This is a genomic window from Sphingomonas sp. DG1-23, assembly GCF_030730875.1.
Taxonomy (GTDB): Bacteria; Pseudomonadota; Alphaproteobacteria; order Sphingomonadales; family Sphingomonadaceae; genus Sphingomonas.
Genome location: NZ_JAVAMA010000014.1, coordinates 57,448 through 70,965, shown reverse-complemented (window position 1 = coordinate 70,965; position 13,518 = coordinate 57,448). Strand labels below are relative to the sequence as shown.

The 13,518-nt window shown below is 64.9% G+C and carries 10 protein-coding genes, 1 tRNA gene and 1 pseudogene; 7 read left to right on the top strand and 5 right to left on the bottom strand.

What is annotated here, in order from left to right:
- Positions 1-42 precede the first annotated feature (42 nt).
- Complete coding sequence (locus tag Q9Q95_RS19510; RefSeq protein ID WP_306098826.1) at positions 43-453, bottom strand: MarR family winged helix-turn-helix transcriptional regulator; 411 nt, start codon at positions 451-453, stop codon at positions 43-45.
- Between the two features lie 136 nt (positions 454-589).
- On the opposite strand from Q9Q95_RS19510, the gene Q9Q95_RS19505 reads away from it, so the two are divergent.
- Positions 590-2,269: a chloride channel protein gene (locus tag Q9Q95_RS19505; RefSeq protein WP_306098825.1), complete on the top strand. Its 1,680-nt coding sequence runs from the start codon at positions 590-592 to the stop codon at positions 2,267-2,269.
- A gap of 2 nt (positions 2,270-2,271) precedes the next feature.
- Positions 2,272-2,514, top strand: a complete 243-nt coding sequence (locus tag Q9Q95_RS19500) for a hypothetical protein (protein WP_306098824.1) — start codon at positions 2,272-2,274, stop codon at positions 2,512-2,514.
- Between the two features lie 85 nt (positions 2,515-2,599).
- Here Q9Q95_RS19500 and Q9Q95_RS19495 read toward each other — a convergent pair whose 3' ends face one another.
- Complete coding sequence (locus Q9Q95_RS19495) at positions 2,600-2,998, bottom strand: FtsX-like permease family protein (RefSeq protein ID WP_306098823.1); 399 nt, start codon at positions 2,996-2,998, stop codon at positions 2,600-2,602.
- A gap of 124 nt (positions 2,999-3,122) precedes the next feature.
- Between Q9Q95_RS19495 and Q9Q95_RS19490 the strand changes: the two genes are divergently transcribed.
- The 4 genes from Q9Q95_RS19490 to kduI all read left to right on the top strand — a co-directional run bounded on the left by Q9Q95_RS19490 (position 3,123) and on the right by kduI (position 9,553).
- Positions 3,123-3,497: a hypothetical protein gene (locus tag Q9Q95_RS19490; RefSeq protein ID WP_306098822.1), complete on the top strand. Its 375-nt coding sequence runs from the start codon at positions 3,123-3,125 to the stop codon at positions 3,495-3,497.
- 103 nt (positions 3,498-3,600) lie between these two features.
- Entirely contained in the window at positions 3,601-6,357 is a 2,757-nt protein-coding gene (locus tag Q9Q95_RS19485) for a TonB-dependent receptor (RefSeq protein ID WP_306098821.1), read from the top strand.
- Positions 6,358-6,447: 90 nt separating this feature from the next.
- The gene (locus tag Q9Q95_RS19480) at positions 6,448-8,604 is read left to right on the top strand and encodes a hypothetical protein (RefSeq protein WP_306098820.1); all 2,157 of its coding nucleotides are present in this window, start codon (positions 6,448-6,450) and stop codon (positions 8,602-8,604) included.
- A gap of 106 nt (positions 8,605-8,710) precedes the next feature.
- Positions 8,711-9,553: a 5-dehydro-4-deoxy-D-glucuronate isomerase gene (gene kduI / locus Q9Q95_RS19475; protein WP_306098819.1), complete on the top strand. Its 843-nt coding sequence runs from the start codon at positions 8,711-8,713 to the stop codon at positions 9,551-9,553.
- 178 nt (positions 9,554-9,731) lie between these two features.
- Here kduI and Q9Q95_RS21240 read toward each other — a convergent pair.
- Both Q9Q95_RS21240 and Q9Q95_RS19470 read right to left on the bottom strand, forming a co-directional pair.
- Positions 9,732-9,812, bottom strand: a pseudogene (locus Q9Q95_RS21240) (hypothetical protein); the annotation flags it as partial.
- Between the two features lie 320 nt (positions 9,813-10,132).
- A tRNA-Ser gene (locus Q9Q95_RS19470) sits at positions 10,133-10,222 on the bottom strand.
- 135 nt (positions 10,223-10,357) lie between these two features.
- Here Q9Q95_RS19470 and hspQ point away from each other — a divergent pair.
- Positions 10,358-10,738, top strand: a complete 381-nt coding sequence (hspQ, locus tag Q9Q95_RS19465) for a heat shock protein HspQ (protein ID WP_371876813.1) — start codon at positions 10,358-10,360, stop codon at positions 10,736-10,738.
- Between the two features lie 174 nt (positions 10,739-10,912).
- Here the strand turns inward: hspQ and Q9Q95_RS19460 are convergent, their stop codons facing one another.
- Positions 10,913-13,498 carry a TonB-dependent siderophore receptor gene (locus Q9Q95_RS19460; RefSeq protein WP_306098817.1) on the bottom strand — a complete coding sequence of 862 codons (2,586 nt, stop codon included), beginning with the start codon at positions 13,496-13,498 and terminating at the stop codon, positions 10,913-10,915.
- Positions 13,499-13,518: the final 20 nt, after the last annotated feature.

Below are 13,518 nucleotides of genomic sequence, written 5' to 3'. Positions count from 1 at the left end.
CACCTATTTATATCGTGATTCGATATAAATAGCAATGCGCGCTCAGCGAAGGCGGTCGAGCAATCCGGTGAGCAAGGGGCGCAGCCGGACCACCTCTTCGCGATGTGCAGCCGATAGCTGCCCCAGCAACGTCTCGGCCTTGGGAGTCAGTGCGAGCAGCGCCTGCCGGCGATCCTCGGCCGAGGATCGTCGCGTCACCAGGCCCAGCGCCTCGAGGCGATCGACCAGCCCGCTCGCGCTATGCGGCTTCAGTATCAGGCGCTCCGCCACATAGCCGATGCTGACCGACCCGCCCGGAGCCCCGCGGATCGCGAGCAGTGCCTGATGCTGCTGCGGGGTCAGCCCGCATTCGGCGGCGCGTCCTTCGCTGAACGCAAGAAACTGCCGGAGCGTGTGGCGGAAATCCGCCAGCGCGACATAGTCCGCATCCGTCAGTTCTTCCCTTACCGCCATCGACCTCGGTCCTCCCGTTGAATTATATCGTAACGCGATATAATGCGCCGGCAAATCCTGCCGGGACGCCCCTATGCCATACATCGCCACCAGCCCTAAGCCACGACGCCTCGCCGATCACAGTGTGGACAGGCGCATGGTGCCGCTGGCCGGTGCGGCAATCGTCATCGGTGCCGGCGCCGCGTGCGGAGCGTGGGCATTGATGAAGCTCATCGCGCTCGCGACCAATCTGTTCTGGTTCGGCCGGCTGTCGGCCGCGCCGGCCGATATCGCCGCCGCCGATGTCGGGCTGGCGGTGGTCGCGATCCCGGTGATCGGAAGCCTGATCATCGGCCTGATGGCGCGCTTTGGATCGGAGAAGATACGGGGGCACGGCATCCCCGAAGCGATCGAGGCCATCCTCTACGGGGAGAGCCGTCTGTCTCTGAAGGTCGCGGTCCTCAAGCCGCTTTCATCGGCCATTTCGATCGGAAGCGGCGGCCCGTTCGGCGCCGAGGGGCCGATCATCATGACCGGCGGCGCAATCGGCTCGTTGTTCGCCCAATGCTTCGAGCTGAGCGCGGCGGAGCGCAAGACCCTGCTCGTCGCCGGTGCCGCGGCCGGCATGACCGGCATATTCGGGACGCCGCTCGCGGCGATTTTGCTCGCGATCGAGGTCCTGCTGTTCGAATGGAAGCCGCGCAGCTTCGTGCCGGTGGTGGTCGCGGTGCTCGTCTCGCTCGGACTGCGCCCGTGGCTGCTGGGAGCCGGGCCCGTCTTTCCCTTTCCGGCAACGACGATCGGAATCGAGACGAGCGGCATCGCCGTCGGACTGGGACTGATCGTCGGACTCGAGGCGACCTTGCTATCGTCATTGCTGTACCGCATCGAGGACGTCTTCCACAGGCTGCCGGTGCACTGGATGTGGTGGCCCGCGATCGGCGCAGTCGTGGTCGGCCTCGGCGGGCTGATCGACGCCCATGTGCTCGGCGCCGGCTATGCCAGCATCCAAGCCCTGCTCGATGGCTCGCTCGCGGCGCGTGTCGTCGTCGCGCTGCTGGTGGTGAAGGGCGTGGTCTGGCTGGTCGCCCTCGGCTCGGGCACGTCGGGCGGCGTATTGGCGCCCTTGCTGATCCTGGGCGGCGCATTGGGCGCGCTGATCGGTCAGTTCCTGCCCGGCCCGTCGGGTTTCTGGGCCATGGTCGGCATGGCGGCGATTATGAGCGGCGCGATGCGTGCACCGCTCGCCGGCGCGTTGTTCGCGGTCGAACTGACCGGGCATTTCCACGCCCTGCCGGCGACCATCGCCGCGTCGGCCGCGGCCTATGCGGTCAGCGTGTTGATCATGCCGCGCTCGATCCTGACCGAAAAGATCGCGCGCCGCGGCCGCCACATCCTGCAGGAGTACACCGTCGATCCGCTCGATTTCCTGCAGGCGGAGCAATTGATGACGCCCGATCCCGTTACCTTGCCGGGCGACATGCCGATCGGTGCGGTCGTGGGATTCTTCGCCGATCGCGCCACCCACCGCAGCTATCCGGTCGTCGACCCCTCGGGCCGGTTGCTCGGCCTCGTATCGCGGGCCGAAGCATTGCGCTGGCAAGTGGAAGGCCATCCGATCGACGTTTCGCTGGCGGAGGCATTATCCGATCCCTCCCAACCCTTTGCCCACCGGCATTCGCCGATCGGCGACGTGGCGGACATCATGGTTGAGACCGGCATCGGCCGCATCCCCATCATCGATGAGGAAAACGGCAAGGTCGTCGGCATCCTCTCGCGGCACGATCTGTTGAAAGTGCGCAGCGCGCGGAAACACGCCGAGCTCGACCGGAGCTAGCCATGGATCCGCTGCCGAGGACAATTCGCGAGGAGGTGGGACGCTACCGATGTGTCGGTGACGACGAGTCTCCATTGGTGGTGATCGAATATCGGCTGGTCGAATGTCATGAGCGTGCCGGAATGGTCAGGCGCCGATTGGGACCGCGCGAGGTGCGGCTTCAATTTGGCGACGCGCTCCGCATCGTCGACGGCCGCACCTTCGAAGTGCCTGCAACCGGCGAACTGATCCGGCGCATCGATTGAGTGAGTCTAAAACTCACTCGGGCCTCAACCGGGCGCCTTCTTGCGACATTCAGTGCCTGAATGCCCGCGCTGGCCACCATGATCGTCAGGGCGACCAGCGCCGCGGCAGGGAACAGCCACAAATCGAGAGGCACGCGGACGCGAAGCCGTTAAGCCAATCTCGCATCAGCCACCACGCACACGGCCGAGCGATCAAGTTCGCCCAGAGCAGCGGGCGGCTCAGCCGGGCGAGCGACAGGATCAGCACCTGGTCCGCACGTGCGCCGAGTGCCTTGCGAATGCCGATCTCCTTGGTGCGTCGCTCCACGGTGGCAATGGCCATTCCGGCGATCCCCGTGGCGGCGAGCAGTGCCGCGACACCGGAGAAGGGCCCGAACATCCAGGTACGGCGGTCGAGATCCTGGATCCTGGTACAGCGCCTCGATGTGCTCCGGGACGAATTTTCGCTCGATCGGCGCGTGAAACCCCGTGCGTGCAGCGACACGCGGGGTTTCCTTCGCCCGCCCGACTCGCAGGACCCGACCCGCCGGCCGGAGCGACCAGCCTCCCATTATAAAATGATTTTATTTAAGTTGTCATATCACTAAGACTCTGTACACTGGATCTGCATGGCGCAGAACGGCGCTGGCACTGGGAGAGCGATCGTGGGGCCAGCAGGCAGCAACGCCGTACCCGACGAATGGCAGGTGATCAGCAGGCGACGCCAGGCGCCCGCCCGCGGCATCTGCGAGTTTGTCCTCATGCACAATCTGCGCGCGAGGTTGCCCACCGAGGTTTGGCTGCCGGCTGTGCTCAAGCGTCGTAGCGGACACGATCCGAGAAATATGCGCCTGCAATTCAACAACTTGGCCGGAATGCTCGGCCGCGACGTTCGCGTGCGCCGCAATCGCGAAACCGTACGGCTCGCGACGCGCGGTCGCGGATGCGCTATGCGACGGCGCGAGCCTCCCGACTTGCTGGCGATCGCCCTTCATATGGGCTGAACCAGCCCGACTGCAGCAGAAAACTGAAGACCAGCCGCATAAAGCTACGTTCAAAAAAATAGTAAGATCAATCAGCTTATATGATATCTCGAGGGAGAGAAACATGAAAGCTTGTCTTCGCGGCTCGGTGGCGCTGATAGCGCTCGTCGGCAGCATTCCGTTAGCAACGGCGCAGACCGCCCCACCGGAGGATCCAGCAATCGGCCAGGCAACCGGGGCCGATCCGTCAGCAACGGATGGGCAGGAGGCGGACGAGATCGTCGTGACCGGCATCCGGCAGAGCCTTGCGCGTGCCGCCGAGATCAAACGCGAGTCGACCGCGGTGGTGGATTCGATCGTCGCCGAGGACATCGGCAAACTGCCAGATCTGACCACCGCCTCGGCGCTGCAGCGCGTGCCCGGCGTGCAGGTGGTGGTCGGCGGCAACAACGAGATCGTCGGCGCGCGCATCCGCGGTCTCGACGACATCATCACCACGCTCAACGGCCGCGAGATCTTCACCGGCGTCGGGCGCGGCTTCTCGTTCCAGGACCTGCCTGCCGAAGCGCTCGCCGGCGTCGACGTCTACAAGTCCAATTCGGCCGAACGCGTCGAAGGGGGCGTGGCCGGCGGCGTCAACATGCGCCTGCGGCGCGCGCTCGATTTCAAGGAACTGACGATCGCCGGCAGCGCGCGGGCGACCTATTTGCAGGAAGCCGGCTCCGACAACACGCTCAACCCGGCCGCGAGCCTGCTCGTCGCGGACCGCTGGTCGACGGGCATCGGCGACATCGCCGCGATGATCGGCATCTCCTATCAGCGCAACAAATATGCCCGACCGGTCGCGTGGAATGACTGGACCCGCGCAACCAGCGCTGCCCCTGCCGGCTCTCCGCCGAACCTGCAGGCGCCGACGGGCTTCGCCGCGGCGATCGAGTTTGGCCATTACGAGCGTCCGCAAGCCAATTTCTCGCTCGAATGGGCGCCCGACACCACTACCAAAATCTATGTCGAGGGGCTGTTCGCCGGCTATCGCGGCAATGTCTTCCAGGCGCGCCCGACCTTCCGCGGTTTTACCGGCACTTCGTTCGAAGCAACCGCGGGCGACACCTGCGAGGATTTCGGCGTGGGTCTGGACGGCTATAATGGCAGCGCCACCATCCGCGAGCTGTGTAACGCCACCGGGTACACCGCGCGCAACATCGAATATTACACCGCCACCGTCGCCAACAAGGCGCGGACCGACATCTATGTGATCGCCACCGGCTTCAACAAGGAGTTCGGCGCGCTCACCTGGAATACCGACATCTCGTATGAATCGTCGATCAACCGGAACAACAGCTTCCGCGTCGACATCGGCAAGCGCATCGCGGAGCTGGTCCAGGTCCGCGACGCCGGCCACGAGGTCCGGGCGACGACGCCGGGCAACCCGATGAACGATCCGACGGGCCTCGCTTTCGCCAACGGCATGACCGAGGACATCAACCGCAGCCGCGGCACGCTCTGGTCGTTCATGAGCGACATGAAATATGATTTCGACGGCGGCTTTCTCGACTATGTCCAGGGCGGCGTCCGCGCCGCGCGGCGCAAGGCCGGGTTTGAGCAATATCTCGGCGGTCCGCCGGCCCCGGGCGGCTCGTTCGCGACTCCGCTGAACGCGGCCGGCCTGCCCGACGACATCCTCGTCCAGGCCCCGGGCGTGCCGCAGATGAACGACGGTGCGTCGTTCCTGCAGATCGATCCCAATTACCTGATCCAGGAAGACATCAAGCGGCAGCTGCGTACCCTGTACCGGATCTCGGCGGACACGCCGGCGTTCGATCCGACCCGCGACTATGACGCGCAGGAGCGGACGATCGCCGGCTTCCTGCAGGCCGGGTACAAATTCTCGCTGGGCGATACGATCTCGGTCGACGGCATGGTCGGCGCGCGCCTCACCCGCACCAGCCGCGACATCGCGGGTTCGGGCCGGGTGACCGATCCAGCGACGAGCACCTCGCGGGTCGTGCTCGTCGAACGCTCGACCACCGACACCGATCTGCTTCCCAATGCCAGTGCGCGGATCAAGTTCGGCGGCGGCTTCCAGTCCCGCTTCAACTATTCGAAGACGCTGTCGCGTCCCAGCTTCGGCCAGCTCAATCCCGGCCTCAGCTACGTCGTCTCCTATGTCAGCACGATCCAGAACTCTGGCTCGGGCGGCAACCCGGACTTGCGGCCGCAAAAGGCCGACAGCTTCGATGCCTCGCTCGAATATTATTTCGGCCGGAGCAACTATCTCTCCGCGGTGGCCTTCTATCGCGACATCAAGGACCGCATCATCAGCGGCACCGAGGTTCGCACCATCGACGGCCTGCAATATGTGATCTCGACCCCGCGCAACCTCGGTTCGGCGAGGATCAAGGGCCTCGAGATCGGCGGCCAGCTGTTCCTCGATTTCCTGCCTGAAGGCCTCGATGGCGCGGGCCTGATCGGCAACTTTACGATCATCGACAGCGAAGTCACCACGCCCGGCGACCGGCTGGAGGGCCTGCCGCTGCTCGGCGTCTCCAAATATAATTTCAACGCCGGGCTGATCTATGAGAAGTACGGCATCTCGGCGCGGGCGATCTACACCTATCGCTCGCGCTATTTCGACGGCGACATCACCAACGGCCTCTCGCTGCGGCCGGTCTCGATCCCGGTCGGACTCAACGGCATCCGCGCCGCGGGACGGCTCGATTTCGGCCTCAACTACGACATCACCCCCAACGTCACGGTGAGCCTAGCCGGCACGAATGTCACGGGCCAGCGGACCCGCAACTTCGAATCGCGCGAGGATTTCGTCCGCGAAGTACGCAACGACGATACGACCTACTCGCTCGGGGTTCGCTTCAACTTCTGAGCGGAGACGACGCCCCCCGCCCGCGCAGCGAAATGCGCGGGCCGGGAGAGACAAGGATTGGCCGACCCGGATTGGCGACAGGAGGATGGCTTGAACAGGAAACGGATGTTTGTGGCGCTGCAGCTGGCAACCGCGCTCGCCGCCGGCAGCTTTGCCGCACTCGACGCGGCACATGCGCAGACCGCTACCACGCGCTTCACCCAGCCCGGCAAGGCACTGCCGGGCGACGTGCGGGTGGCACGCGCGCAGGATGCAGTGACAATCGACTGGCCCTCCGCGCAGGGCGAGCGCGCGCAACTGGTCCTTTCGCTCGACACCGGCAGGCCGCTGATCCAGGCGATCTCGGTCGCCGGCAAAACCGTGCTAGGCGGCGTCGACCCCGCCGCCGTCGTCACCGTCGGCACGCGCGACCTCAAGCAAGGCTGGACGGTCTTTTTCGACAATCCCCGCAACCGCCCGTTCGAGAGCTTCCTGTTCACGCTCGCGCGCAGCGACATCAGCGTGCGCGCGGAGGGCGGCAATACCAAAGTGATTATCGGTGGAGCGGCGGCGGGGCCGTTCTCGGGCACCTACCAGTTCACCATCTATCCGGGTTCGCGGCTGGTGCGCGCGGCTATGGTGATGTCGACCGAGCGCCCGGCGACCGCCTATACCTTCGATACCGGGCTCGGCGTCGCGTCCGCTGCGGCGCTGCCATGGCGTGCGATCGCCTTTACCGACTTATCCGATACGGTGGTGCGCAAGGAAGGCGAGGCATCGCGCAAGCCCGCGGTATCGCCCAAGGTTCGCGCGCGCATGATCGTCGCAGAAGGCAGCGCGGGCGGCTCGCTCGGCATCGTCCCGCCGCCGCACCAGTTCTACTACCCGCTCGACTATGCCAACAACGACAATTCGACGTGGTACGGCAATGACTATCGCAAGCTCGCCGGCCGGACGAGCTTCGGCGTGCGCCAGACGCTCGAGGGGGATCGCCGCTGGGTGCCGTGGGTCAACGCACCGCCGGGATCGGTGCAGGACATGGGCGTGTTCCTGCTGCCTGATAGCGGCGATGCCGCCGGCGCGACGCAGGCCGCGCTCGCCTACACGCGCGGCGATCGCTTCAAGCCGCTGGAAGGGCACCACACTTTCACCAGCCATTATCATATCGAGCACACCGAAGCCTTCTTGAACACGGCGCGCTTCCAGCAATCTACCGGCGTTCCCGAGGGGCTGGAGTCCCCGGACTTCGTCAAGCGCTTCAAGGACATGAATGTCGATATCGTCCATCTCGCCGAGCTGCATCTGGGCCGCGAGGCGCTCGACCGCGCCGGCGATCGCATGACCCTGCTCGAGACGATGCACGCCGAGACCGAACGCCTCTCGGACGACAAGCTGCTGCTGCTCCCCGGCGAGGAGCCCAATGTCCATCTCGGCGGGCACTGGATCAGCTTTTTTCCCAAGCCGGTCTACTGGACGCTCGACCGCAAGGAGGGCCAGCCGTTCGTCGAGGACGATCCCAAGCTTGGCAAGGTCTATCATGTCGGCTCGCAGGACGATGTGCTCGAGCTGATGAAAGCCGAGCACGGCCTGATGTGGACCGCGCATCCGCGGATCAAGGGCTCGTACGGCTTTCCCGACCAGCACAAGGACACCTTCTTCTTCAAGAGCGATCGCTTCCTCGGTGGCGCCTGGAAGAACATGCCGTCGGACTATTCGCTCCCGCGGCTTGGCACGCGTGTGCTCGACACGCTCGACGACATGAACAATTGGGCGGCGAAGCCCTCCGAGCGCAAGTTCGCGCCGGGCGAAGTCGACGTGTTCCAGATCGACCGCGACAGCGAGCTGTACGCGCATATGAACGTCAACTATCTCCGCCTCGACGGGCCGCTGCCGCGCTATGCCGATGGCTGGCCGAAGGTGCTCGATGCGCTGCGCGGCGGCTACTTCTTCACCACCACCGGCGAAGTGCTGATCCCGGACTTCACCATCGACGGCGCGAAGAGCGGCGAAGAGGTGGCGTTCGGGCGGAATGCGCTGGTGCGTGCGAAGATCGAATGGACCTTCCCGCCCGCCTTTGCCGAGATCGTCAGCGGCGACGGCGCCAAGGTCTATCGCGACCGCATCGATCTGACCGGTGCCGCTCCGTTCGGCAGCCGCACGATCGAGAAGCGCGTCGACCTGCGCGGCCGCAAATGGGCGCGCATCGAGGTGTGGGATGTGGCCGTCAACGGCGCCTACACCCCGCCGGTGTTTCCGAAGGGCAAATAACCCTCCCTGCCCCCTGCAGCGCTCGCCCCCGGGGCGCCGCAGGGGGCTTTTGGCTCGAACGGTGCCGTCGGCGCGCCGGTCCGGCCTGTCTCTCCCCGGAGCAGCCATGTTCGATAGAATCTATTACGGTACCCATCCGAATATGATGACGTGCGCGTCCAATGACGAACTGCGTGACCGCTATCTCATCCAGAACCTGTTCCGCCCAAACCAGTGCATGCTCAACTATACCCATGCCGATCGGCTGGTGATCGGTGGCGTGCTGGTCGAAAGCGGCAGCGTGCGGCTACCCGATCAATCGGAGCCCGAATCCGCTGCCGGTCACCCGTTTCTCGAGCGGCGCGAGATCGGTGTCGTCAATGTCGGTGAGGTCGACGGGACAGTGACCGTGGATGGGCAGGCATTTGCGCTGGGTCCGAAAGATTGCCTGTACATCACGATGGGGGCGACCGAGGTGCAATTTTCGGGCGACGGCGCACGCTTCTACCTCGCCTCGTCGCCGGCACACCGTGCTTTCCGGACGCGCAAGCTGTCGCTCGCAGGCGCCAGGGTACTCGAGCGCGGCAGCCTTGAGGAAGCGAACGACCGACGGATTCACCAGTTGATCATTCCGGGTGTCTGCGACAGCGCGCAGCTCGCAATGGGTCTCACCGTGCTCAAGCCGGGCAGCGTGTGGAATACCATGCCGCCGCACGTCCATGAGCGCCGGAGCGAGATCTATTTCTACTTCGATCTCGACGACCCGGCGAATGGCTGCGTCATGCACTTCATGGGACAGGCGGACGCTACCCGGCACATCCTCGTGGCGGACAGCGAAGCGGTGATCTCGCCGCCCTGGTCGATCCATATGGGCGTGGGGACCAGCGCCTATGCATTCATCTGGGTCATGGCAGGCGAGAACCAGGACTATAATGACATGGACGTCCTCGATATCTGTCAGCTCGCGTAACCAGTCTGACCGTTGATGTCCCGCGCAGAACAGATATAGGCAAGTTGGCCGGAGCAGTATCGGTCGGTTGCCAACTTGCACCTTTATCGTTGTTGACGTCGGCTTTCGGGGAGTGCCGAACAAGAAACGAAACCGCGGATCAGCGGCGCTTGGCCGCCCCCGGGACGGGTCGTGACCTTCACAAAGTGCGGTGCAGGCCTCGCCCCGCTTCGCGCGCGTCGACGAGGGCGACTAGCGGCCAGGCGCCGAACGCCATGCTCTTCTGCTTCCCGTCATAGTGATGGTTCCACCGCCAGAGCTTCCGCCCCCGGGGGCGTGACGAGCAGGAACAGCCGGTTGCTGTCGGTCAGTTTGCAGGATTTGGCCCGAGGCCGGGCAGCGCGAACCTTTGTTTCGGCGAGCAATGTAGGCCTCCTGAAAAGTGCCACGATTTTTCGACTGTACGTACCACGCTGAGTCCTCGAATTTGCCGGAACGGGGCGGGACGGGTACGGACGGCCGTGGCCGAGCTGATCGGTAAGCGTCGGTTCTCAGGCAAAAGTGATCCCGGTGGCCCGGTACGGACCCCTGTGGAGGCCCTGGCGGAGAGGGTGGGATTCGAACCCACGGTACCCGTGAGGGCACGCCGCATTTCGAGTGCGGTACATTCGACCACTCTGCCACCTCTCCGCGAGGTCTTAAGATGCCGATCTTCGGGGGTTCCCGACACCGGCACCGGTCGATGAGGGCGGGCCATTAGCGCAATGAATCGAGCCCCGCAAGCGCAGTGCTTGTACCGCGCAGCATATGCATTAAATTATTGGCATGTCGCAGTCGCCAATGCCCAGCCTTCCCCTCGAAGCTTCCGTCCCGATGCCGCCGGTCTCCTCGGCCCGCTTCGCGATCGGCGACGTGGTGCGCCACCGGCTGTTCGATTTTCGCGGCGTGATCTTCGACGTCGATCCGGTCTTCGCGAATTCGGACGAATGGTATGAGGCGATCCCCGAGGACGTCCGCCCGCGCAAGGACCAGCCTTTCTACCATCTGCTCGCCGAGAACACCGAATCGAGCTATATCGCCTATGTCAGTCAGCAGAACCTCGTCGTCGACGACACCGACGAGCCCGTCGATCACCCGGCGATCAGCGGACTGTTCGAGCGCTACGCCGGCGGCCGCTACAAGCTGAAGCCGCACCACCGGCACTGAGCCGAAATCGCCAGGACTCGCGCCGACCGAGCAATTCTTGTGCTCCTGCGAAAGCAGGAGCCCAGAGCCCGGAACGAATCGCTTGTGATCCTCGGCTCCAGCTTTCGCAGGAGCGCAGGTCAATATGCGGTGCAACTCCCCGCTCTGTCAGAGAGGGGAGCTACGACTACTGCCTCAGAAGTCGAATGCGATCCGCGAATAGACGAAGCGCCCGTTGAACCCGAACGGCGAGAAGGACGAATACGGCAGGAAATAATTGTTGTTGCCGTAAACGCCGCCCGCCGGCGCCTTGGTCGGATAGACGTCGAACACATTGTCCGCGCCCACCGCGAGCGACACGCCGGGCAGCGCCTCGAAGCGCAACTCGACGTCGGTGATCCATTTGGGCTCGAGCCAATAATCGGCGACGCCCTGCCCCGCCGGGATCGCCAGATCGGTCGAGCTGCCGGTCGAAAGCACCCGGCCATAGCGGTTGGTGCGCACGGTCAGCCCGACCGGATCAAGATCCCAATCGACCGACGCATTGATCTTGTCGCGCGGCTGGCCGTCCGTGAGGCGCAGCGATTCGGAGCGGCCGAACACGATCAGCCCGGGCAGCGACGGCAAGGACGCGCGATCGGTGATTTTGGTCTGGTTGTGGTTATACCCCGCCGACAACGTGAAGCGCCCCGCGCCGAATTCGGGCACCTTGTAGGTCGCGACCACGTCGACGCCCTGCGTCCGCGTGTCGACCCCATTGACGAAGAAGCGCGCCGAAGTCGCGTTGGTGATCCCCGCCCCGGTGAGCAACGCGACCACCGCCGCCCCGCTCAGCGATTCGCTCAGCACCACCCGGTCGCGAATCTTGATGTTGTAATAGTCGGCGGTGACGGTGAGCCCCGGCACCAGCGAGAACACCACGCCGGCGCCGAGATTGGTCGATTTCTCAGCCTCCAGATCTTTCGCGCCGAGCGCCCGCGATACCGGATCGGAGACCGCGAAGGTGCCGGTCTCGATCAGATTGCCGCCGGTGAACACGGTCGAGGTCGCCGTGAAATATTGCTGGGCGAGGCTCGGCGCGCGGAACCCGGTCGAGGCCGAGCCGCGGATCGCGATTCCCTCCACCGGTTCGAGCCGTGCGGCGATCTTGCCGTTCCACGTATCGCCGAAGTCGGAATAATGCTCGTAGCGCCCGGCGAGCTGGACCGAAAAGAAATCGGTCACATCGGCGTCGGCCTCGGCATAGCCCGCCCAGCTGCTGCGCGACACGTCGGTGGCATTGTTCGGCCGGAAGCCCGGAAACACCTGCGACCCGCCCGCCGCGTTGAACGGCGCCGCCGAGAACGGCCCGTTGATGTAGCTGGCGACGTCGCCCGCGACGATCTTGTAATTCTCGTTGCGATATTCGCCGCCGAACGCGATTCCGAACGATTGCAGCCCGGCAAAGTCGAATTTCCGGGAGAGGTCGAGGTTGACCACCGTCTGCCCCGCCCGCAGCCCGCCCGCATTGAAGCTGCGCGGGCTGTTCGCCGCGCCGAGCGAGACGTTGACGCTGTTGGTCACTTTATAGTCGAGCTGGTTGGAGCCATAGACCACCGACAGATCGCCGGTGAACCCTCCGATATCGCCGCGGATGCCCACCGCGCCCGATACGTCCTCGACCTGCGTGGCGATATAGGGAAGGTAACCGTCCGCATAGATCGGCACGAAGCTGGTCGTCGACGCCGACCAGTCGCGATTACGCACGTCGTTCGCGCGGCGATAAAAGCCCCCGCCCGATGCGTCGCGAATGCCGTAGCTGCCGAACGCATAAAGTTCGAAGCCGCCGCCCAGCTCGTAGCCGGCATTGGCGAAGAGGTTATAGTCGATCGCCTCGCCGTCGCCGTAACGGTGGGTGAAGCGGTCGATCGACAGCTCGCGCGGATCGCCGACGCTCAGATATTGCCGGCGCGGATCGGCGCCCGAGCGGTTGGTCGGATCGCGGTCGCGGAACTGGGCGGTGAGGTTGAGATAGCCGCCGGCACCTACCGGCAAACCGAAATTGGTCGCCAGAGTCAGCGTGTCGCCGTCGTGCCGGTCGCGATCCCCGCCGGTGTTGAGCTGGAGGATGTCGTTGGCCCCGCCGCCGGGCGTCAGCACGGTCGGGATGCCGCCGCTATTGGCGACGCCGGTCACGTCGGAGACCCCGTCCATCGAGGTCAGATACTTGCCATAGGTGACGCTCGCGCGCACGCCTTCACTGCGGCGCAGCTGGAGGTTGATCACCCCAGCGATCGCGTCCGAGCCGTACAGCGACGACGCGCCATCGCGCAGGATCTCGACCCGGTCGATCGCGATCGCGGGAATTTCGTTGAGGTCCACTGCAGAGGAGCCGCGCCCGACCGACCCGTTGAGGTTGAGCAAGGCCGACTGATGCCGGCGCTTGCCGTTGACCAGCACCAGCACCTGATCGGGGGCGAGGCCGCGCAAGGTCGCAGGACGCTGCGAATCGGTACCGTCGACCAGCGAGGGCTGGGGGAAGTTGAACGAGGGGACGAGATCGCGCAGTACGCGATTGGTCTCGGTGGCGCCCGATCGGGTCAGCGCTTCGCCGCCGATCACGTCGACCGGAACCGGACTGTCGGCGACGCTGCGTTCGGCGACGCGCGAGCCGGTCACGACGATGTCCTCGCCGCTGGTTTCTTCGGCGGCCGGAACCGGGTCGACGGTCTGTGCGGCGGCCGAAGTTGCGAAGGCGATCAGCGAAATGCCGGCGAGAAACGGGGAAATACGGGTAAACATGGGCTTGCTCTCCTGGAAGC

What these genes read in the sequence shown, in the direction of transcription:
- Q9Q95_RS19510 (WP_306098826.1), bottom strand. Translation starts at nt 453, where the DNA reads ATGGCGGTAAGGGAAGAACTGACGGATGCGGACTATGTCGCGCTGGCG.
- Q9Q95_RS19505 (WP_306098825.1), top strand. Translation starts at nt 590, where the DNA reads ATGGTGCCGCTGGCCGGTGCGGCAATCGTCATCGGTGCCGGCGCCGCG.
- Q9Q95_RS19500 (WP_306098824.1), top strand. Translation starts at nt 2,272, where the DNA reads ATGGATCCGCTGCCGAGGACAATTCGCGAGGAGGTGGGACGCTACCGA.
- Q9Q95_RS19490 (WP_306098822.1), top strand. Translation starts at nt 3,123, where the DNA reads ATGGCGCAGAACGGCGCTGGCACTGGGAGAGCGATCGTGGGGCCAGCA.
- Q9Q95_RS19485 (WP_306098821.1), top strand. Translation starts at nt 3,601, where the DNA reads ATGAAAGCTTGTCTTCGCGGCTCGGTGGCGCTGATAGCGCTCGTCGGC.
- kduI (WP_306098819.1), top strand. Translation starts at nt 8,711, where the DNA reads ATGTTCGATAGAATCTATTACGGTACCCATCCGAATATGATGACGTGC.
- hspQ (WP_371876813.1), top strand. Translation starts at nt 10,358, where the DNA reads ATGTCGCAGTCGCCAATGCCCAGCCTTCCCCTCGAAGCTTCCGTCCCG.
- Q9Q95_RS19460 (WP_306098817.1), bottom strand. Translation starts at nt 13,498, where the DNA reads ATGTTTACCCGTATTTCCCCGTTTCTCGCCGGCATTTCGCTGATCGCC.